Below are 20,710 nucleotides of genomic sequence, written 5' to 3' on the forward strand. Positions count from 1 at the left end.
GTGGAATTCAATGGTTATTCGAGACCAGTGTCGGGTTATTTCCATCTCCGCTGATTCACGGTTCAGGTAATAAATTCATTAGGTCTTTTTGTATTCTCTTTAAGGATTATTATTACTGTTATTAGGCAGGCCTTTTTCTGTGGAAAACCGATGGAATTGATTTGGAAACAGGGGATTGGATGGTTCATAAAGTGGTTGAGAAGTGGGGATGAGGCCTGTGTATATCCGAGGCAGGAAATGTGGGTAAGTTGGAGGTTTGCTCAGATCGCGATTTATCCACCGAACATCGGGGTGTCGTCCACAGGGTTGAGAGCGCTTTGTACACACAGGTCTGTGGGTAACTTTTTCTGCACGATATTTCTGTACACAAGCCTGTAGGTAAGTCTGTAAAAAATTGAAATAAAAGAAAATAAATTTCCACAGGCTGTTTATTAAATGCGTTTGGCTCTTTCACTCGGGAGGCCCTCAGGTTAGAATCCTTGGTCATCTCTTTCGTCGGGTCATGGAGATCCGTGACGAGAAATTTCTGAGGCATCGGAGGCAAGACTGTCGTGCCGAACAACATATGGCATCAGTGTCTGGAAGTACTCCGGGACGAGTTTCCCGCCCAGCAATTCAACACCTGGCTTAGACCCTTGCAGTCGGATCACCGCGAGGGTCAGTTGATGCTGTTCGCACCCAATCGGTTCGTCATGGACTGGGTGAACGAAAAATACCTCAGAAGAATTGAAGAAGTCCTGAAGGATCTGCACGGTGGCCAGGCACCTCGGATTGATATGAAGGTGGGTTCCGCGCCACGGTCATCTGACCTGGTGGTCCGTTCCGAGAACGCGGTCAGTGGTGTGGCCGCCGAGCAGGAAGAAGCGGGTAGCCGGGTAACGGAAGAAGAGAAAGGCGTTGCGGCCACAGTGACCACGCCTTCGGTGAAGGCCAAGAGCACCAGCGAACGACGTTCGGTTCAGGTTGAGGGTGACATCAAGCACCAGAGTTTCCTGAACGAAGGCTTTACCTTTGACACGTTTGTGGAGGGTAAATCGAACCAGTTGGCCCGGGCGGCCTCGATGCAGGTGGCGGAGAACCCTGGTGGAGCTTATAACCCACTGTTTTTGTATGGTGGTGTGGGTCTGGGTAAGACCCACCTGATGCATGCCATTGGTAATGACATTGTACGGCGCAACCCGAGAGCCAAGGTGGCCTATCTTCGCTCCGAGCGTTTTGTGGCGGATATGGTGAAGGCACTTCAGTTAAACGCCATCAATGAGTTCAAGCGCTATTACCGTTCTGTGGACGCATTGTTGATAGACGATATTCAGTTTTTCGCCCGCAAGGAGCGCTCCCAGGAAGAATTTTTCCATACTTTCAATGCGTTACTGGAAGGCGGACAACAGGTTATTGTGACCTGTGACCGCTTTCCGAAAGAAATTGTGGATATGGAAGAGCGCCTTAAATCCCGTTTCGGCTGGGGCCTGACCGTGATGGTAGAGCCACCGGAGCTGGAGACCAGGGTCGCCATCCTGATGAAAAAGGCGGAGCAGGTGAACGTCAAACTCAGCAGCGAGGCGGCGTTTTTTATCGCGCAAAAAATTCGATCGAACGTTCGTGAACTAGAAGGGGCGCTGCGCCTAGTGATAGCGAATGCTCACTTCACTGGTTCGGAGATCACCCCGCCGTTTATCCGGGAAAGCCTCAAGGATCTGTTGGCGCTGCATGAAAAGCAGGTCAGCATCGATAATATCCAGCGCACGGTGGCGGAGTACTACAAGATCAAGGTGGCCGATTTGTTGTCAAAACGGCGTACCCGCACTGTGACCCGGCCAAGACAGGTTGCCATGTCCCTGGCCAAGGAATTGACCAATCACAGCCTGCCGGAAATTGGCGATGCGTTTGGTGGCCGTGATCACACCACGGTATTGCATGCCTGCAAAAAGATTGTAGAGCTGCAGGAAACGGATCCTGGCATCCGAGAGGATTATCAGAACTTTATGCGGCTACTGACAACCTGACCGGGTTAGCGGCAGCCAATACACATTCACCTTCCAATAAAAGAATGCTGAGTGCCATGAAACTGACGATCAGCCGAGAATCTCTGCTCACCCCCCTTCAGTCCATTGCCGGTGTGGTGGAGCGAAAACAGACAATGCCCGTTCTCTCCAACGTGTTGCTGGTGGCCGAGGATAATACCCTCACGCTGACTGGTACCAATATGGAAGTGGAACTGGTGGGCCGGGTGTCACCGGTGCACGTTGACCAGCCAGGCCGCATTACAGTTCCGGCGCGGAAACTGTCTGATATTTGCCGGGCGTTGGGTGATGAGGCGCCTATCGAGTTGGCGTTGGAGGGCGACCGCCTGCATCTGCGTTGTGGCGCCAGCCACTTTACGCTGTCGACCTTGCCGGCGGAGCATTTTCCCAACGTTGAGGATGATGCGGAAAGTTTCGGCCTGGAACTGCCCCAGAAAGAACTCAGCCGAATGTTCGACGCCACTGCTTTTGCAATGGCTCAACAGGATGTTCGCTATTACCTGAACGGGCTGTTGCTGGAAGTCGACAAGGATCACGTTCGCACCGTGGCTACTGATGGCCATCGCCTGGCCATGGCGCATTTTGATTTGCCCACCGGCTGCCCGGAACCCCGCCAGGTGATCGTGCCGCGTAAGGGGGTGCTGGAACTGGCGCGCTTGCTGGATGATGTGGAAACCCCGGTGACCCTGGTGATCGGAGACAATCATCTGCGCGCGACGGTAGGCTCCTATACCTTTACCTCGAAGTTGATCGAAGGCAAGTTCCCGGACTATAACCGGGTCATTCCCCGCGGTGGGGATAAAGTTGTCCTGGCGGATCGCGCTACCCTCAAGAACACACTCCAGCGCGCCGGCATTCTATCCCATGAAAACATCCGTGGCGTACGCCTGAACTTGGCGCCCAACGAGTTGCAGGTATTTGCCAACAACCCGGATCAGGAACAGGCCGAAGACGCGCTGCCGGTCGAGTATCAGGGCGAATCACTACAGATTGGCTTTAATGTAGGCTACCTGGTGGATGTGATGAACGCGCTGGATGAAGATCAGGTCAAGATAACCCTGGCGAATCCCAATAGCAGTGCGTTGATTGAGGCCGAGAACGACAATCGCTGCCTCTATGTCGTCATGCCGATGCGGCTGTAGGTCCGCCGGATTGGTTGTGGCCGCCAGATATTTACCGGATCAGTAAGGAAGAGAGTCATGGGAACGGTGACGAACAGCCTCAAGGGTGCCTTTCGAATCGGTCAGACCGTATCGGTGTTGGGACGCGCTGGAGTGAATTGGGTGCGGGGAGATCGACCGCCCGCGCCGCGGTTGCTCAGGCAGACGTTTGAATCCCTGGGTGCCACCTACATCAAGCTCGGCCAGTTTATTGCCAGCTCCCCCACGTTTTTCCCCAAGGAATACGTGGAGGAATTCCAATACTGTCTGGACCGTACCCCAAGCCTGCCATTCAGTGTGATCCGGAAAATTATCCGGGACGAACTGGGCCGACCAATCGAAGACGTATACTCTGACATTGACCCGGTGGCTTTGGCGTCGGCATCGATTGCACAGGTTCACGCCGCAAAGCTGGTTACTGGTGAGGATGTGGTGATCAAGGTGCAAAAGCCGGGTGTGGAAAACATTCTGCTGACGGATCTCAATTTCCTGTACCTGTCCGCGAAAATTCTGGAGACCCTGGCGCCCAAACTATCCTGGACTTCGTTGTCCGGAATCGTGGAGGAAATCCAGCGCACCATGCTGGAGGAGTGCGACTTCATCAAGGAAGCGAACAACCTTAAGGTGTTCCGGGAATTTCTCCATAACACCCACAATGAAGATGCTACCGTGCCACGGGTCTACGAAAGCTGCAGTACTCGTCGCATTCTTACCATGGAGCGTTTCCACGGTGTACCTCTGACGGATCTTGAAAGCATCCGGGGTTACGCGCGGGATCCGGAGCGCACGCTGATTACGGCAATGAACACCTGGTTTTCCAGCCTCACCCAGTGTGAGTTTTTCCACGCCGATGTTCATGCGGGCAATCTGATGGTGTTGAAAGACGGCCGGGTTGGTTTTATTGATTTCGGTATTGTCGGTCGCATCCGTCCGGATACCTGGCAGGCCGTCAGCGATTTTATTTCAACGGTCATGGTCGGCAATTTTGAAGGCATGGCCGACGCGATGATTCGTATAGGTATCACCCATCAAAAGGTTCAGGTGGCTGAACTGGCAGCCGACCTGCGGCGCCTTTACCAGCAAATGGACACCATGGTGCCGGATGAAGTGCCCTATCAGGCTGAACAAGCCGAGGATGACGTGAACAACATCCTGATGGATATGGTACGGATTGGTGAGGGCCACGGGCTGCATTTTCCAAGAGAGTTTGCGCTCTTGTTGAAACAGTTCCTGTATTTCGACCGTTATGTTCACATACTGGCGCCGGAAATGGATGTCTTCATGGACGAGCGGTTGAACATGCTGCATTAATCGCGTTCACCCGCGAGGTTTTGTACACTGGGGCAGCGTTGTCGGTAAGGCACGCTGCCTTTTTTGTCCCCGTCTCCTGCTGGTTAATAACCTATCGTGACCTATGGCGCTTGTTAAACTTCAATCGGAACATTTCCGCAATCTCTCGCCTGCGCCGGTCAGTTTCTCACCTTCCATTAATTTGTTATATGGCGCCAACGGCAGTGGAAAAACCAGCGTTCTGGAAGCCATTGGCTACCTGGGGCTTGGCCGCTCATTCCGGGTAAGTAGACATCAGGCGGTGGTTAGCCACGGCCAACACAAACTGACGGTGTTCGGTGGCCTGGATCAGGGAATGTCGGGAGGGGAACAATCATCAGTTGGAGAGCTTAACCATCGTGTGGGCATCTCCAGGGATGTGACCGCTAAAGAAACCACGCTTAGAGTGGATGGGGAAGCAGTTCGTAACCTGTCTTCGCTTGCCCGGCATCTGCCCGTCTCGGTTATCGATCCGGGGGTGTTTGATATTGTTGCCGGCGGACCCGGAAAACGCCGGCAGTTTCTCGATTGGGCAGTGTTCCACGTGGAACCTTCGTTTGCTTCGTTGTGGCAGCAGTGTCAAAGAGTGACGTCACAGCGGAATCAGATCCTGAGAAATGGTAGAATAGATGACGCTCTGATGAAGGTCTGGGATTCCCAGTACACGGAGTTGGCAGAGCGATTGACGCAAGCCCGGAACGAAACCTTTCGGCTCTTTACCAAGGCTTTTTACAGTTTACTCGGTGAGATAGACGCCCCCTGGGTTGATGGGCTCAAGCTGGACTATTACGTTGGCTGGGACGCCAGCCAACCCCTGGTCGAGGTACTACGTTCCCACCGGGAGCAGGAACAGAAAATGGGCCATACCCTGTACGGTCCCAATCGGGCTGACATCCGCTTGCGATACCAGGGAAGGCCGGTGGCGGAGACCTTCTCCCGGGGCCAGCAAAAGACGTTGGTCATTTTGATGAAGATCGCACAAGGCATGGTGCTGAGCGATCTTGGAAAGCAGGTTACCTTTTTGCTGGACGATATCAATGCAGAGCTGGATGTCGTCCACAGGGCCATGCTTGCCCAAAAGCTCTACGAATTACGATGTCAGGTGTTTGTGACATCGATAGAGGCGCCCAGGCCGGATGAATTATGGCGGCACACCATGCCGGAATACAGATTGTTCCACGTGGAACATGGCAAATTGACGGAAGAACAGGAACCCGGATGATCCACTTTCATCGCTCTAGAATAACAGCGGCAATGGCTTCACGCCGGGAAATCACCCTTCAGGAGTACCCTAATGAGTGAATCGAACTACAACTCCTCAAGCATCAAGGTATTGAAAGGACTGGATGCCGTTCGGAAGCGGCCCGGCATGTATATCGGTGACACTGATGATGGCACGGGCCTGCATCACATGGTCTTTGAGTTGGTGGACAACTCCATTGACGAGGCATTGGCTGGGCACTGTTCTGAAATCGGGGTGATCATCCATCCGGACGAATCGGTCACGGTCAGGGATAACGGCCGTGGTATTCCCGTCGACCTTCACAAGGAAGAAGGTGTCTCCGCTGCGGAAGTTATCATGACGGTTCTCCATGCCGGTGGTAAGTTTGATGACAACAGCTACAAGGTCTCAGGCGGGCTTCACGGTGTTGGGGTGTCGGTGGTAAACGCCCTCTCCTCCTCCCTTACGTTGACCATTCGACGTGATGGCAAGGTTTACGAGCAAACCTACAACAACGGCGTACCAAAAGCGCCGCTCGATGTGGTTGGCGACACCGACGCCAGTGGTACGAAGGTTCACTTCGTTCCATCCCCGGATACGTTTACCAGCATTGAATTCCACTGGGATATTTTGGCCAAACGCCTGCGGGAGCTGGCGTTCCTGAACAGCGGTGTGCGTATCCGCCTGCAGGATGAGCGTAGTGGCAAGGAAGAGGTATTCGAATACGAGGGTGGCCTGCGTGCCTTTGTTGAGCACCTGAACTCCAACAAGACACCGATCAACCGCGTGTTTCATTTCATCAAGGAACGTGAAGACGGTATTGCGGTGGAAGTGGCCATGCAGTGGAACGATGCCTTCCAGGAAAATATCTATACGTTTACCAACAACATCCCGCAGCGCGACGGTGGTACCCACCTCGCTGGGTTCCGTGCGGCCCTGACCCGTTCGCTCAACAACTATATTGAGCACGAAGGCCTGGGCAAAAAGGCCAAGGTCAGCACGTCCGGTGATGACGCTCGGGAAGGTCTGACGGCTATTATCAGCGTGAAGGTTCCTGACCCCAAGTTCTCGTCCCAGACCAAGGACAAGCTGGTTTCTTCCGAGGTCAAAACCGCGGTTGAGCAGGAGTTGTATCAATCCTTTGCGGACTTCCTGCAGGAGCAGCCCAACGAGGCCAAGCTGATCGTCAACAAGATGATTGAAGCGGCCCGCGCCCGTGAAGCGGCCCGCAAGGCCCGTGACATGACGCGCCGCAAGGGGGCGCTGGACATTGCCGGTCTGCCGGGCAAGTTGGCGGACTGTCAGGAAAAAGACCCCGCTCTTTCCGAACTGTTCATAGTGGAGGGTGATTCCGCCGGTGGTAGTGCCAAACAGGGGCGCGATCGGAAGACACAGGCCATCCTGCCACTCAAGGGTAAGATCCTGAACGTGGAGAAGGCCCGCTTCGACAAGATGTTGTCCTCGGCGGAAGTGGGTACGCTCATTACTGCGCTGGGCTGCGGCATCGGGCGAGAGGAATTCAATCCGGAAAAACTCCGCTACCACTCCCTGATTATCATGACCGATGCGGACGTGGACGGTTCCCACATCCGTACGCTGCTACTCACCTTCCTGTTCCGTCAGATGCGTGAAATTATTGAGCGTGGCCATGTGTTCATTGCCATGCCACCGCTGTACAAGGTCAAGCGTGGTAAGCAGGAGCAGTACCTGAAAGACGAGAAAGCCAAGGAAGCGTACCTGACACAGACCGCTCTGGAAGGCGCCCAGCTCTATGTCAATCCGGAAGCGCCGGCTATCAAGGATTCCGCTCTGGAAACCATGGTGAAGGACTACCAGGCGGTGATGGCGATGATTGATCGTCTGTCCCGGGCCTACCCGGCCAAGGTACTCCAACAAATGCTGGATAACGTGACCCTGAAGCCGGAACACCTCAAAGAAGAGGCAGAAGTGGCTCGTTGGGTGGCTCGCCTGGGTGACGGCCTTCAGCTGGATACTCGCACCGGCACCAAGTACACCTTCTCGGTGGAAAAGGACACCGAGCGCAATCTCTACCTGCCGAAGGTGGTGATTTATGTGCACGGGATTCCCCATAACCACGTGTTCAGCCATGAGTTCTTCGAGTCGTCCTCTTACGCGGCCATCGCGAGGATGGGTGAGACACTGGACGGCTTGATCGAAGACGGCGCTTATATCCAGCGTGGCGAGCGCAAGCAGGCGGTGCTGTCATTCGAGGGCGCTCTGGAATGGCTGATGAAGGAAGCCCAACGCGGCCTGAACATCCAGCGCTATAAGGGGCTGGGTGAGATGAACCCGGAGCAGTTGTGGGAAACCACCATGGATCCGGAGACTCGTCGCATGATGAAGGTCACCATCGAGGACGCCATTGCGGCGGACCAGATCTTCACCACCCTGATGGGCGATGACGTCGAGCCACGGCGCCTGTTCATCCAGAGTAATGCGCTTGAAGTGACCAACCTGGACGTGTGATCACGGCGGGTTTTTGATCGGACCCGGGTTATCCGGGGATACGAAAAAGGCGACCTGATGGTCGCCTTTTTTATTTATAATTCAGTTATTTAGAGGAATTCAGTATTTCTGACTGGCGTCAGCTACCGTTACCTGTGGATGTGTCAGACGACTTGTTGTCGTGCTGGGCCGCAAGGTGCGGCGCCATAACATCCTCAAGGGTGTAGCCGGTGAGCCGGCGAATGGAACGCCAGAGGTAGTAGAAAATGGCGATCATCATGATCATCGAGGGAATAGCGATCATGGGATAACTCACCAGGGTCATCCTGCCCAGTTCTTCATTGAACGCCTGGGTTCCGGATGGGCTGGTGACAATCCACTTGGCCAGCACGAAATTCATGATGGAGGAGAACAGAAAGGTCAGGCTGAAGAAATAGCTGGCCTTGAGCAGGCGGGCCTCGAACTCTTCCTCACTTCCGTTTTCTTTCAGCACCGCCTGAATCTTGTCCACGTTGAGCACGGACGGGTTGTACAGCAGCGTTCTAACCAGCGGATAGCGTGTACGGGTTGAAACAAGCACGGCAATACCGATGACGGCGGGAACAGCCGCTTCCTTGATCGCCAGCCAGCCGGCATCCAGCTCCATCAGGCCGATACCGCCGGTCAAACCGACGCTGACAATGCCGAGCACCGCAATAAAGTTGTACTTGCGATAGCGCACCAACTCGAACAGTCCCCATCCAAGGGGGAACGCAAGCCCGATGACCAGGGCCATGACACTGCCCAAATATTCATCCCCGCTCAACTTCATCAGAATGACGGAGGGAATGATGATACTCACGAGTAGATCAACCCAGGGCCTTGGCTTGTGGGTCGGTGGAGATTGGATTTCCGGGTCGGTCATAAATCAGCCTGATCGTTCGGGGAAGTGATGCCGGTGGAATCCAGCATACCGATAAAGTCGTCAGGCAGTATACGATGAAACCGTGAGTGTGAGTAACCGAGGTCGGCGGTACCGGCCCGCTAACGCGGGCCGTTTCAGTTGGTGTGGTAGTGGCAGGTGCGCTTCAGAAAGAACCGGAAGTGGAACTGCTGGTGCCCTCACCTGCGGTCTGTACCAGGTTATTATCCCCTGACTGCCACTGCTGCTGGGCGCTGGGATCGGTTTCGCTGCGCTTCAGGCATTTCCACTCGATGGAGGTCTCCGCTGGTAGATTGATCGACCCACTCCAGGTTGGGTAGGCTGTTGGATCCAGTTTTACCGCATCGGCAGGTGACCAGTTACCCAAAGCATTGTTGTTGCCGGTAACGTACACACTTTGCCCCATGGTGGTAGTGCCGTTCTGGCACTGGAAGGTGACGGATGCCGTCCCTGCTGTTGGCGGATTGGGATCGCTTCCGTCACAGGGGGCACCGCTATGAAGTGCCGCTGCCTCCATCGCCGGTACCGTCAGTGCCACCTGGCCATTCTGCACCGTTACGCAGGCACCGTTGCCAGCCACATTGCGATAGTTTCCATCGGCCAGCCCGGTGCTGAAAGTCCGTGACAGTGTGCTGCCTTCACGGTTGATGGCGACGAACCCCTTATTGCCCCGGCTAAACGCAATCTGGTTATTGCCATTGTCCCACCAGCTGTTCACGCCCTGGCCGTCGGTCTCAGCCCGGAAGGCAACCATGTTGGCAATGGAGTCCCAGCGATGTTCGCATACCCAGGCGGAGCCGCACTGAGCAGTGCCGTTCTGGTAGACGTTTTGGGCTGGAGGGCCCTGGTCACCGTTGGAAAATGCGTAGCTCGACATTACCTTGGGGTAGCCATAAGGCCAGCCCAGCATGAACACGTTGGCCAGGTTGTAGAGATCACCATCCTTGTAGGTCAACACATTGCTGCCACCGGCACCGTGGCCACGTTGGTTGTCATGGTTGTCGGTGAATACAACGGCATCACCGCCGGACAGGAAGCCCCAGCTCTCACCAAAGGCGTTGAGGTTGGCCAGTTGCTGGTTCTTGAAGACGTTGCCGATGGACGCGCTGTAGCGGAACTCGGTGACGTCTGACGTACCCGTGTACTCAGTGGCACTGACGGCTTCGCCACCCAGGTCGATCACCTCCTGGAATACGTACAGCGAGCCGCCGGCCTGATTGATGACGGCGCCGATATCACCGGGCGACATATGTTTGGCGGCATCCACCCGTATACCCTTCACACCCAGCGAAGTGAGCTGATTGAGATAGCCGGCCAGAGTGTCGCGCACGTAGCCGCTTCCGGTATCCAGGTCCGGTAAGCCGACGAGGCGGCAATTGCGAACGCGCCAGGCATCCGAACTGTAATCCGAGCCGTTGATACTGCATTCGGCGTGGAAATCGTTGCCACTGTAGATAGGATAGGTCAGGGAATCGCTGCTGTAATAGGACCCGGCGGTGCCGGTTCCCGTACCATTGGCGGTATGGTTGATCACCGCATCCACATAAACGTCGACCCCGGCCGTGTTGCAGCGCGAAACCATATCGGCGAACTGGCTGCTGTTACCACTGCGGCTCTGGAGCTGGTAGCTGACCGGTTGATAGCGCGTCCACCAGGCGCTGCCCTGAATGTGTTCCTGCGGCGGTGACACCTGAACGGCGCTGTAACCCTTGGGCCCAAGAAACTGTTCACATTCAGTGGCGACATCGCTCCACTTCCATTCGAACAGATGGACAAAGGTACCGGCGTGGGCGGTATTAATGGGCAACGCAAGTGTCAGGCCGAGACTGACACCGGTTGCCAGGCGTTGTATGGAGATCATTGTGTGCTCCTGTCTTGTATTTTTTGTGGAGACGATCCAATGGCCAATGCCGCCTGTTGACGGCAGTTGTGGATGTCCATCGTCAACATGAAGTGTTCAATCGTTAGCCAAAACATCCTTTCAGGCAGTTTGCGGGGAGTAGTCAGGGGGAGGAGTTGCAATATTTACGTAGCTTCTGGATACGTGTCACTAAACTGAAACACGCCTGCCAGTGGGATCGGTTAAGCTTGCAGCCGGTGTTTTGACGGGGCTTTAGGAGGAAGCATGAAGATCATTGCGTTTTACAGTCTTAAAGGCGGTGTCGGTAAAACCGCTGCGGCTGTAAACATTGCCTACCTGGCCAGCCAGGCTGGCATTCCCACCCTGTTATGGGATCTCGACCCTCAGGGCGCGGCCAGCTGGTACCTGGCGGGAACCGACGAGATCAAGGGTCGGAAACTGGCTGCACTGATGGATGGCAAGACCCCCATCGGCAAATTCATTCGGGCCAGCGCCTACCCTGACCTCGATTTTATCCCGGCCCATAACAGTTTTCGCAACCTTGATGTCCGGCTGGATAAGGACGACAGCGCCAATACCCTCAAAAACTGGCTGGCGCCGCTATCGGAGGAAACCAGCCTGGTCGTACTGGATTGCCCGCCCTCGATGTCGCGGTTGTCCGAGCAGGTGTTGAAAACCGCCGATGGCGTGTTCGTGCCGGTGGTTCCGACTTGGCTCGCTCTGAATAGCTGGCAACAGCTCCAGGCCTTCGCCAAGGACAAGAAGCTCAAACCCGGTCGTCTGCACCCGTTTTTCTCCATCGTGGACCGCCGCAAGAATCTGCATCGCGAGATGGTGATCCATCGCAAACAGCGCCTCGAGAATGGGCTGAACGCGCTGATTCCCAATGCCAGTGTGGTGGAGAAGATGGGTGAGAGTGGCCAGCCGGTGGAACTGATGGATCGGTCATCCGCAGCTGCCGATGCCTATCGGCGCTTGTGGAAGGAAATCAGGAAGTTGATCTAGAACGGATAGAGCCCATAAAAAAACGCTGGTCAGCTTCACACTGACCAGCGTTCCGGTATACAGCGGCAGGTGTGTTAATGACCCTGCCAGAAGGTGTTAGCCCACCTCTTTCAGTGCCTGCTCAACGATCGCCAGGCCTTCCTCAAGAATATTGTCCTCGATGGTGACCGGCATCAGGAAACGCAAGGTATTGCCGTACATACCGCAGCTCAGCAGGATCAGGCCATTTTCCTTGGCTTTCTTGGTAACGGCCGCCGCCAGGTCTGCCCGCGGTTCTTTGCTGGTCTTGTCGGTGACCAGTTCAATGGCAGCCATGGGCCCGAGGTTGCGCACGTTGTCCACGTGGGGGAACTGTTCCTGCCACTGATCAAAGCGTCTGCGCAGGGTGTCACCCAGGCGCTGACTCTTACCCAGAATGTCTTCTTCCTTGAACACGTCAAATACTGCCAGGGCTGCCGCACAGGCCGTCGGGCTGCCGGTGTAGGTGCCGCCGAGGGAGTTCGGGCCGGACGAGTCCATAACCTTGTCGGTACCGACAATGGCTGAGATCGGCATGCCATCGGCCATACTCTTGGCCATGGTCATCATGTCGGGCTCAACACCGCTGTGTTCGATGGCGAACATCTTTCCAGTCCGGCCAAAGCCGCTCTGAACCTCATCCGCGATCATCAGGATGCCGTTTTCATCGCAGATCTTGCGGATCTCTTTGAGGAAGCTGGCTGGTGCGGCGTAGAAACCGCCTTCACCCAACACCGGCTCAATCACGATGGCGGCTGTCTCATTGCCGGGTGAATCAGCCTTCATGGCCATCTTCAGGCCACGGAGCGCTTCATCCTCACTGACACCGTGATAGGGAACCGGATAGGGGGCGCGGAAGACGGTGCCCGGCATTGGGCCGAAATCGGTCTGATAAGGAGCGGCTTTGCCGTTCATGGCCATGGTGTAGAAGGTACGGCCGTGATAACCGCCGTCAAAGCAGATCACATTGGTTTTGCCGGTCGCCGCGCGGGCGATCTTCATGGCGTTTTCCAGAGCTTCTGCGCCGGAGTTGGCCAGCATGACCTTGGCGTGGCCCTTTACCGGAACCACTTCACTGAGCTTCTGCGCCAGCTTCACATAGCCCTCATAGGGCATGACGGTCTGGCAGGTGTGCATCAGCTTGTCCAACTGCGCCTTCACCGCTTCAACCACTTTGGGGTGACGATGGCCGATATTCAGTACACCAATGCCGCCGGCGAAGTCGATCATACGCTTGCCATCGGCATCCCAGAGCTCGGCATTGGTCGCATGGTCGGCAAACTGCTCGTTGGGGCTGGCAGCACCGGCCGCGACATAACGTTCTTTGAGTGCCTGCAATTCTTTGTTCGTCACTTTGACTCTCCTCGAATTCGGTTTGGTACTGTCAGCATACACGAAATGATGGCCCGGTTTGAAAACCCGGCCCTGTTGTTTCTACGTACTGCGGCCGCCAATGTCCTCCCGGAACTGAAGTTCCGCAAGTCTCCGGTACAGCGGATTCCGTTCGACAAGTTCATCGTGGTTGCCGATATCCTGAATAATTCCGGCGTCCATCACAATGATACGATCGGCGTGCCTGACGGTGGCCAACCGGTGTGCGATGACCAATGTCGTGCGGTTGGACATCAGTCCCGGCATGGCTTGCTGGATCAGGTGTTCGCTTTCTGCATCCAGTGCGCTGGTCGCTTCATCCAATAACAGTATAGGCGCATCCGCAAGCAGTGCGCGGGCAATCGCCAGCCGCTGCTTCTGCCCCCCCGATAGCCCGAGACCCGTATCGCCCAGTGGCGTTTCATAGCCTTTTGGCAGTTTGCGGATAAACTCATCGGCATGGGCAATCCTGGCGGCCTCCACCATGGCAGTGTCGCTGGCCTCCGGTCGGGCGTAGCGGATGTTATCGGCAATGGTGCCGTGAAACAGCGCGGGGTTCTGTGGCACCAGCGCAAAGCATTGGCGCAGGTCTGTAAGCGCTAACTTACGACTGTCAACGCCGTCGATAAGAATCCGCCCCGTGTCGGGGTCATAGAACCTCAAGAGCAGATCGAACAACGTAGACTTTCCAGCCCCGGAGGGACCAACCAGGGCCACGGTTTCGCCTGCCTGGATGTGAAGTGAAAGGCTTTGCAGAACCTCGATATCGCGACGGGCCGGATAGGAAAAGGTCAGATTGCTGATCTCGATGTCGCCGCGAAGGGGGTCGGGCAGAGCCTGGGTGGCGTTTGCCCCACTGAGGATTTCACTGGGTGTCTGCAGCAGCTCGAAAATCCGCGCCGCTGCCCCGGCTGCGCGCTGCAACTCACCAATCACTTCACTGATGGCGCCGGCGGCCAGTCCCACCAACAGGCTGTAGAATACAAATGCCGCCAGCTCGCCCGGGCTGGTACGACCTGAGATCACATCCAGCCCGCCAATCCAGATCACCACGCCAATGGCACCCATAACCAGGGTAATGGCGATGGTGGTCAGCCAGGCCCGCTGGCGAATCCTCACACGGGCAATCTCGAAGGCATTTTCCGCCACCTGTGAGAAAAACCGGCGGTCATGAGGCTGATGGTTGAACGCCTGCACCGTCTTGATCTGGGTGAGGTTCTCCCCCACGTAGCTGCCCACTTCCGCGACCCGGTCCTGGCTCAGCCTGGACAGCTGCCGCACACGGCGACCATAGATCAGGATGGGAATGATCACCAGTGGGAAGCCGAGGATGATGATACCGGCAAGTTTGGCATTGGTTATGAAGAGCAGGATCAGACCGCCCACCAGCATCAGGGTGTTGCGCAGCGCGATGGAGACCGTGGAGCCGATGACGGATTGCAGCACTGTCGTATCAGCGGTAAACCGCGACTGTATTTCCAGGCTTCGGTTTTTCTCGTAGAAACCAGGGTGAAGGTCGATCAGATGGTTAAACACCTGCTTTCGAATATCCGCCACCACCCTTTCGCCAATCCAGGACACAAGATAAAAGCGGGCAAAGGAGCCGATAGCCAGTCCGATCACCAGCACAAAAAACAGACCGACTGCTTTGGACAACATCGCGGGAGACTGGGTGGCAAGGCCCTGGTCCACCAGAATCCGTAAGCCCTGACCCAGGGCAAGTGTGATGCCGGCTGTAATAACCAGAGCCACGAGAGCGCCGGTAACAGCCCTTTTGTAAGGGCTGATAAAATCGACAACCAGTTTCAGAGCCTTCCGATGACGGGTGTTGATGGTGTGCCTCCAGGATAAGGGGTACTGTAAACTCCGATAACAATACGGTTTTTACTCGTATTAGAACCTATCATACAGCTACGTAAGAGCGTGCGGGGTGGGACTTGTCTGCCAGGACCGTCAAAAGCCATGGATGGCTTTTGTCGAGCGTACAGGGACGTATCTACAGCGTGTCCTGGCAGACAAGTCCCATCTCGTGCGCTCGACTACTCCGTTATTGAAGGGAAACCCGAGTGCGCGCCTACGCTGACAACGAGTACCCCGCCAACCACAAACCCGACTGGAAAGTCATCGCCGGCCTATGGCCCTATCTGGCGGAATTCCGTGGTCGAGTCATGCTGGCACTGGGGTTCCTGATCTTCTCCAAACTGGCCACGGTCGCCACACCGGTCGCCTTGAAATACATCGTCGACTACCTGGACGAAAGTCAGGGCGGCGAGGTACTGCTGTGGATACCGGTCATACTGGTCGTCGCCTACGGCCTGCTCCGATTTGGCAGCACCCTGTTCAGCGAATTGCGGGACGCGGTGTTCGCCCGAGTCGCGGAACGGGCCATGCGACGAGTGTCACTGAGGGTTTTCGAACATCTGCACAACCGGGAGCTGTCCTTTCACCTGGACCGGAAAACCGGCGGACTGGCCCGGGACATTGAACGGGGCACCAACGGCATTAGCTTCCTGCTGCGTTTCACCCTCTTCAACATTGTCCCCACCCTCCTCGAAATCCTGATGGTGGCCGGTATTCTCTTCGTGGTGTTCAACGTGGGCTATGTGCTGGCGATCCTGGTAGCGGTGGTGGTGTATGTGGTGTTTTCCATCAAGGTGACCGAGTGGCGCACGAAATACGTGCGCGAAGCCAATGCCCGGGACAACCAGTCCAATTCCCGCGCAGTCGACAGCCTGCTCAACTACGAGACCGTAAAGTATTTCAATAACGAACGCTTCGAGGCAGAGCTCTACGACAAGGACCTGGATGACTGGGAACAGGCACGGCTCAAAAACCGGCTGTCGCTTGCCGCCCTGAACTCGGGCCAGGCCCTGATCATCGGTGTGGCGATGATCGTCATCATGGCCATGGCAGTGCAGGAAGTCGCCAGTGGTGAGATCACCCTGGGGGATTTCACCATGATTAATGCCTACCTGTTACAGCTGTTTATACCGCTCAATGCACTGGGGTTCGTGTATCGGGAGATCCGCCAGGCGCTGGTGAATGTGGAACGGTTGTTCGGGTTGCTCGGCGACGAACCGGTCATTGAGGACGCGCCGAACGCCAAAGCGTTGGTGGTGGAAAAAGGCGAGGTTTGTTTCGACCAGGTTCACTTTGGTTATCGCCCCAACCGTCAGATCCTCCAGAACGTAAGTTTCTCAATTCCCGCTGGGCACACCGTAGCCGTCGTGGGCGCCAGCGGCGCGGGGAAATCGACCCTCGCCCGCCTGCTTTTCCGGTTTTACGATGTGAACCGGGGCAGTATCACCATCGACGGTCAGGATATCCGTGAGGTCACCCAGGACAGCCTGCGTTCCGCCATTGGCGTGGTGCCCCAGGATACGGTGCTGTTCAACGACACACTTTTTCGGAACCTGGCTTACGGTCGGCCTGATGCCAGCGAGGAAGAGGTGTACCGGGCAGCCCGAATGGCGCACCTGGAACAGTTTATCCACAGCCTGCCCGATGGCTATAACACACAGGTTGGTGAGCGGGGGCTTAAACTTTCCGGCGGCGAGAAACAGCGGGTCGCCATTGCCCGGGTACTTCTCAAGAACCCACCGTTATTGATTCTGGACGAAGCCACATCTTCTCTGGATTCGCTGTCTGAACAGGCGATTCTGGGGGCCTTGAAGGAAGTCAGCCGCCAGCGCACCTCCCTGGTTATCGCTCATCGGCTGTCGACGACGCGCGATGCGGATACCATTCTGGTGATGGACGGCGGCTGCATTGTCGAGAGTGGCAACCACGTCGAGCTGCTGGGCCAGAAGGGGCATTACGCCAGGCTCTGGGAACAGCAGCATCGAACTGGTGATGATGGTCAGGCAAGCCCCTGATCACGGGCCATGGCCATAGCCGCTTTCGGCCCTGTCCATAGCGATGGCAGTATGACAAAGGAGACCGGTATGGCGGTTATCACAATGAACTGCTGAAGCACGCCAATCTGCCCTGAACCCATATACAGCAGAATGGCGGCCATCATCGCCATAGCACCGCCCCAGAATACCCGGATCCAGGGATTTGGCTCATCATGGCCCGCACCCACCATGGCAATGGAATAGCTCATGGAGTCGCCGGTGGTGGCGACAAAAATGGTGGTGAGCAGCAGTATCGCGGCGGCCATCCAGGTGCCTCCTGGCAGCGCCTGGGCCACGGTCAGTGTGGCGACGTCAAAACGGAAATTGTTCAACGCTTCGGTCAGGTCAAAGGTGCCGGCCAGCTGGTGATAGATTCCCGAGCCACCCAGCAGCGTAAACCAGATTGTGGTGGCAATAGGTGCCAATACGGCAACCGCGAGGATCATTTCACGAACCGTGCGTCCGCGGGAAATTCGCGACACAAACACTGCCATCAAAGGCGTGTAACCAATAAACCAGGCGAAGAAAAACACCGTCCACCATTTCATCCACCAGTCCGGCGCCGTTTCAGCGGTCATCGTCGACATTGCCATGAAAGACGTCAGGTACTCGCCGAATGACTGGGTAAAGGTGTTGGCCAGAAACAGTGTGGGACCGAACAGGAAAATCACCGCGGCGATGGCCAGGGCGAGGAGCACGTTGAACCGGCTGAGCAACTGAATACCCTTGTGCAGGCCGGTCATGGCGGAGGTCATGTACACCCCGGCCAGAATGATCAGTACCGCGAGCTGGGTGCCATAGCCATCGGTGATGCCAAACAGCTCGTGCAGCCCGAAACTCACCTGGGTTGCCAGGAAACCGATAGGGCCGACGGTTCCCGCCACCACGGCAATGACGCAAAGGGCGTCAATCACCCCACCCAGCTTGCCTTGAACAGCGTTCTCACCAAACACCGGATACAATAGGGTTCGCGGCTGCAGCGGTTTGCCCTGATCATAGTGAGCCCTGCTGAGAACCAGTGCGGTCAGCGAGCCGAGCACGGCCCAGGCAAGGAAGCCCCAGTGAGTAAACGACTGCGCCATGGCGGGAGCGGTGGCCGCAGCCGTTCCGGCTTCGGTATCAAACGCCGGTGGTGTTACCACAAAGTGATAGACCGGTTCCCCGGCGGCGAAAAACACCCCTCCACCGGCCAGCAATGTACACATGATCATTGAAAGCCAGCGAAAACGGCTGATTTCCGGCCGGTCCAGGCCACCAATCCGTGCATTGCCGGCCTTGCTGACCGCTGTTCCAAGTGCGATGAAAAAGGTTGCCAGCAGGAGTAGTTGGAAGAACGACCCCAGGTACTTTGCCGTCCAGGTGAATCCGGCGCCAATCGCTGTGGCGACGGCGCTGCTGTCAATAATGGAAGCACCAACGAACAGCAGGATGAAGCCAATCGTAAGCGTCAGAACGATCGGGTCGCTATCGGAGAAAGCGCCCGGCCGTTCATCGGTAGCCAGGGAGTTTGTCTGGGAGATCATGGTTGTTCCTTTCGCGAAGAGCCGCGCAGGGTACAGAAAAGTTCAGACCTCTGCATTCCTTTGTGGAGGTAGCCACCCTCCCAGGCATTGGTAAGCTCGTCAGGATTCCGGAAATGCCGTCCAGTCATCCAGCCAGGTCGATGTGGCCCTGGGGTTAACAGCGCCCTGGTACATTGCCGACTCATCAAAGAATTCGGCTTTCGGAGGCCGTTTGGCAGTCATGGCGCGCACTGAGCTTCTGGGGCGGAAATGCGGCGACGACTCGCTGGTGACAGAGGGTTGCAAGCCGGTTTCAACCTGTACGGTGTTCTGCAGTTCGGGGCTGCGTATCCACAACTCTTCGTTGAAGCCGAAATCGTCATCATCGGTTTCGTTAACAATGGTGAGGTTGCCCAACCTACCGTTATTGGCAAGCAGGTTGTGGCTGAACGTCAGAGCATTCATGCCTACAAGTGCAGTGACCTCGTCCCGTGTATCCAGGGCTTCAATGGCGTAACTGTCAATGATCATGTTGTGAAAGTGGCCACCGGAACCTTCACGCAACAGGATTGCACGATGTTCCTTCGCGGAACGGCCGCTGCCATAAAGGGTGACGTTGTAGAATGTGGGTTCGGACCGTGGCATGGCCGAGTGGCTGGAACCGTTGTTGTCGCCCTCAAAGGCGTTATCGCCAACATCCCGGTACTGCTGGATAATGGCAAACTGCACCCGGCCTCGCCAGCCCCAGTCCCAATCGATGCTGTCATCGGCAGCACCGGTCACCAGGATGTTTTTCAGGTCGACGGTGCCACCGAACATTTCGATACCGTCGTCCAGAGCACGGTGAACCTGCACGTTCTGGATGATGGTGTTGGAGCCACAGCCACCCAGGGTTAAGCCGTTCAGCTCGTTGTTCTGATAGACCTCGAAACCGGCAAATTCAATGCGGGTGTATTGCACCACGCCGCAACTATGCTGCGTGTCGCTGCCACCGAATTGCCCACGGGTGTCGTTTTCAGGTACGCCTTCAATGCGGGCGTTCGGCTCGTTCACCGGTGCCTTTCCAAGAAGCACAACGCCACCCCAGTCACCGCGAGCCCGTGCTCCGGGTTCCTTGCTACTGGTAAAGACCACCGGTTGGTTGCGGCTGCCGCGGGCAAACAGTTTGGCACTGGGTGTTACGATCAGCGCGGAACCGGATTCGCCTTCAATGGTTACACCGGGTTCGATGGTCAGATTGGCGCCTTCCACAAAAACGGTGTTTTCAAGGGTGTATCGGTGGCCGCTTTCCCAGACAGTGTCTGCGGTAATGTCGGAGCTGATACGCACGTTACGGTTCTCAAATGCGGTAAAGCCGGCGACCGTTGCGACAGCAGCGCCAATGACGGGAACCAGTACCAGTGCGTGACGGGCAAACCAACTGCGTCTTTTCTGCGGCGTGACGGGACTGGCCTGGAGCTTCTGGTTCGAGGACTTGGCCATCAGCGGACGGCCATCATCGTTGGCCATGATCTCGCGTGCCAGCGCCTGAAGCTCTGGCGTGCCATTGGCTTCCACACGCATCAGAACGTCATTGCGGTAGTTGGGCTCTCTCAGCAAGACGTTGAGATGGACAAAGTCGACGCTCGGGCACTGGCCCTTGTCGATGCGACGTTTGAGTCGCCAGAGCTTCTCTACCAAAAGGGAGGATTGGTCGGACATTACTGCTGCTCCGTTGGGATGAGAGCACCGTTGTACATGTCCAATGTGAAAGCTTTATGTCAATTGAAAGAAAAGAGTCGCTTAAAGGGGAGTATTTCGTCGTAAAGAAGGGACTGAGATGCGGGAAAATGGTCGGCGTGGCAGGATTCGAACCTGCGACCCCTTCGTCCCGAACGAAGTGCGCTACCAAGCTGCGCCACACGCCGATCAACGGCCGGTATTATACGGATTGGCTG

13 protein-coding genes and 1 tRNA gene are annotated in these 20,710 nt (G+C 56.2%); 7 read left to right on the forward strand and 7 right to left on the reverse strand.

The window, feature by feature from the left end; genetic code table 11:
* The first annotated feature begins 551 nt into the window (after positions 1 to 551).
* From dnaA to gyrB, 5 genes are all read left to right on the forward strand, one after another.
* Positions 552 to 2,003: a chromosomal replication initiator protein DnaA gene (gene dnaA, locus AXW11_RS05955; protein ID WP_036211752.1), complete on the forward strand. Its 1,452-nt coding sequence runs from the start codon at positions 552 to 554 to the stop codon at positions 2,001 to 2,003.
* Between the two features lie 56 nt (positions 2,004 to 2,059).
* Positions 2,060 to 3,163 carry a DNA polymerase III subunit beta gene (gene dnaN, locus AXW11_RS05960; protein WP_036211756.1) on the forward strand — a complete coding sequence of 368 codons (1,104 nt, stop codon included), beginning with the start codon at positions 2,060 to 2,062 and terminating at the stop codon, positions 3,161 to 3,163.
* A 57-nt stretch (positions 3,164 to 3,220) separates the two neighbouring features.
* Positions 3,221 to 4,492 carry an ABC1 kinase family protein gene (locus AXW11_RS05965; protein WP_036211759.1) on the forward strand — a complete coding sequence of 424 codons (1,272 nt, stop codon included), beginning with the start codon at positions 3,221 to 3,223 and terminating at the stop codon, positions 4,490 to 4,492.
* A 103-nt stretch (positions 4,493 to 4,595) separates the two neighbouring features.
* A complete protein-coding gene (gene recF / locus AXW11_RS05970; RefSeq protein ID WP_036211762.1) occupies positions 4,596 to 5,732 on the forward strand; it encodes a DNA replication/repair protein RecF in 1,137 nt (378 codons plus the stop codon).
* A 72-nt stretch (positions 5,733 to 5,804) separates the two neighbouring features.
* Positions 5,805 to 8,219 carry a DNA topoisomerase (ATP-hydrolyzing) subunit B gene (gene gyrB, locus AXW11_RS05975; RefSeq protein WP_041332713.1) on the forward strand — a complete coding sequence of 805 codons (2,415 nt, stop codon included), beginning with the start codon at positions 5,805 to 5,807 and terminating at the stop codon, positions 8,217 to 8,219.
* Between the two features lie 118 nt (positions 8,220 to 8,337).
* Here gyrB and AXW11_RS05980 read toward each other — a convergent pair whose 3' ends face one another.
* Together AXW11_RS05980 and AXW11_RS05985 are read right to left on the reverse strand one after the other, a co-directional pair.
* Positions 8,338 to 9,102 (reverse strand): VC0807 family protein, encoded by a 765-nt coding sequence (locus AXW11_RS05980; protein WP_075196403.1) that lies wholly within the window; start codon positions 9,100 to 9,102, stop codon positions 8,338 to 8,340.
* 163 nt (positions 9,103 to 9,265) lie between these two features.
* Positions 9,266 to 10,981 carry a carbohydrate-binding module family 20 domain-containing protein gene (locus tag AXW11_RS05985; protein WP_177190638.1) on the reverse strand — a complete coding sequence of 572 codons (1,716 nt, stop codon included), beginning with the start codon at positions 10,979 to 10,981 and terminating at the stop codon, positions 9,266 to 9,268.
* A 264-nt stretch (positions 10,982 to 11,245) separates the two neighbouring features.
* Here AXW11_RS05985 and AXW11_RS05990 point away from each other — a divergent pair, with 264 nt between their 5' ends.
* The gene (locus tag AXW11_RS05990) at positions 11,246 to 11,986 is read left to right on the forward strand and encodes a ParA family protein (protein ID WP_036211769.1); all 741 of its coding nucleotides are present in this window, start codon (positions 11,246 to 11,248) and stop codon (positions 11,984 to 11,986) included.
* A gap of 96 nt (positions 11,987 to 12,082) precedes the next feature.
* Here AXW11_RS05990 and gabT read toward each other — a convergent pair whose 3' ends face one another.
* Positions 12,083 to 13,357 carry a 4-aminobutyrate--2-oxoglutarate transaminase gene (gene gabT / locus AXW11_RS05995; RefSeq protein ID WP_041332718.1) on the reverse strand — a complete coding sequence of 425 codons (1,275 nt, stop codon included), beginning with the start codon at positions 13,355 to 13,357 and terminating at the stop codon, positions 12,083 to 12,085.
* Between the two features lie 81 nt (positions 13,358 to 13,438).
* Positions 13,439 to 15,184, reverse strand: coding sequence for an ABC transporter transmembrane domain-containing protein (locus AXW11_RS06000; RefSeq protein ID WP_041332720.1), 1,746 nt, complete (start codon positions 15,182 to 15,184; stop codon positions 13,439 to 13,441).
* Between the two features lie 257 nt (positions 15,185 to 15,441).
* Here AXW11_RS06000 and AXW11_RS06005 point away from each other — a divergent pair, with 257 nt between their 5' ends.
* Positions 15,442 to 17,250: an ABCB family ABC transporter ATP-binding protein/permease gene (locus AXW11_RS06005; RefSeq protein ID WP_091643227.1), complete on the forward strand. Its 1,809-nt coding sequence runs from the start codon at positions 15,442 to 15,444 to the stop codon at positions 17,248 to 17,250.
* On the opposite strand, the gene AXW11_RS06010 is transcribed toward AXW11_RS06005, so the two are convergent.
* The 3 genes from AXW11_RS06010 to AXW11_RS06020 all read right to left on the reverse strand — a co-directional run bounded on the left by AXW11_RS06010 (position 17,235) and on the right by AXW11_RS06020 (position 20,680).
* On the reverse strand, positions 17,235 to 18,794 hold the full coding sequence (locus AXW11_RS06010; RefSeq protein WP_041332721.1) for a BCCT family transporter: 1,560 nt from the start codon (positions 18,792 to 18,794) through the stop codon (positions 17,235 to 17,237). The two genes, AXW11_RS06005 and AXW11_RS06010, sit on opposite strands and share 16 nt — an antisense overlap.
* A gap of 99 nt (positions 18,795 to 18,893) precedes the next feature.
* Positions 18,894 to 20,474: a beta-helix domain-containing protein gene (locus AXW11_RS06015; protein ID WP_041332724.1), complete on the reverse strand. Its 1,581-nt coding sequence runs from the start codon at positions 20,472 to 20,474 to the stop codon at positions 18,894 to 18,896.
* Positions 20,475 to 20,603: 129 nt separating this feature from the next.
* Positions 20,604 to 20,680 (reverse strand) — tRNA-Pro (locus tag AXW11_RS06020).
* Between the last annotated feature and the right edge of the window lie 30 nt (positions 20,681 to 20,710).

This window comes from Marinobacter sp. Hex_13 (assembly GCF_001566815.1).
GTDB lineage: Bacteria > Pseudomonadota > Gammaproteobacteria > Pseudomonadales > Oleiphilaceae > Marinobacter > Marinobacter salarius.

Bases quoted from the DNA above. Each gene is read 5' to 3' on its own strand.
- dnaN (WP_036211756.1), top strand. From the start codon at position 2,060: ATGAAACTGACGATCAGCCGAGAATCTCTGCTCACCCCCCTTCAGTCC.
- AXW11_RS05965 (WP_036211759.1), top strand. From the start codon at position 3,221: ATGGGAACGGTGACGAACAGCCTCAAGGGTGCCTTTCGAATCGGTCAG.
- recF (WP_036211762.1), top strand. From the start codon at position 4,596: ATGGCGCTTGTTAAACTTCAATCGGAACATTTCCGCAATCTCTCGCCT.
- gyrB (WP_041332713.1), top strand. From the start codon at position 5,805: ATGAGTGAATCGAACTACAACTCCTCAAGCATCAAGGTATTGAAAGGA.
- AXW11_RS05980 (WP_075196403.1), bottom strand. From the start codon at position 9,102: ATGACCGACCCGGAAATCCAATCTCCACCGACCCACAAGCCAAGGCCC.
- AXW11_RS05985 (WP_177190638.1), bottom strand. From the start codon at position 10,981: ATGATCTCCATACAACGCCTGGCAACCGGTGTCAGTCTCGGCCTGACA.
- AXW11_RS05990 (WP_036211769.1), top strand. From the start codon at position 11,246: ATGAAGATCATTGCGTTTTACAGTCTTAAAGGCGGTGTCGGTAAAACC.
- AXW11_RS06010 (WP_041332721.1), bottom strand. From the start codon at position 18,794: ATGATCTCCCAGACAAACTCCCTGGCTACCGATGAACGGCCGGGCGCT.
- AXW11_RS06015 (WP_041332724.1), bottom strand. From the start codon at position 20,474: ATGTCCGACCAATCCTCCCTTTTGGTAGAGAAGCTCTGGCGACTCAAA.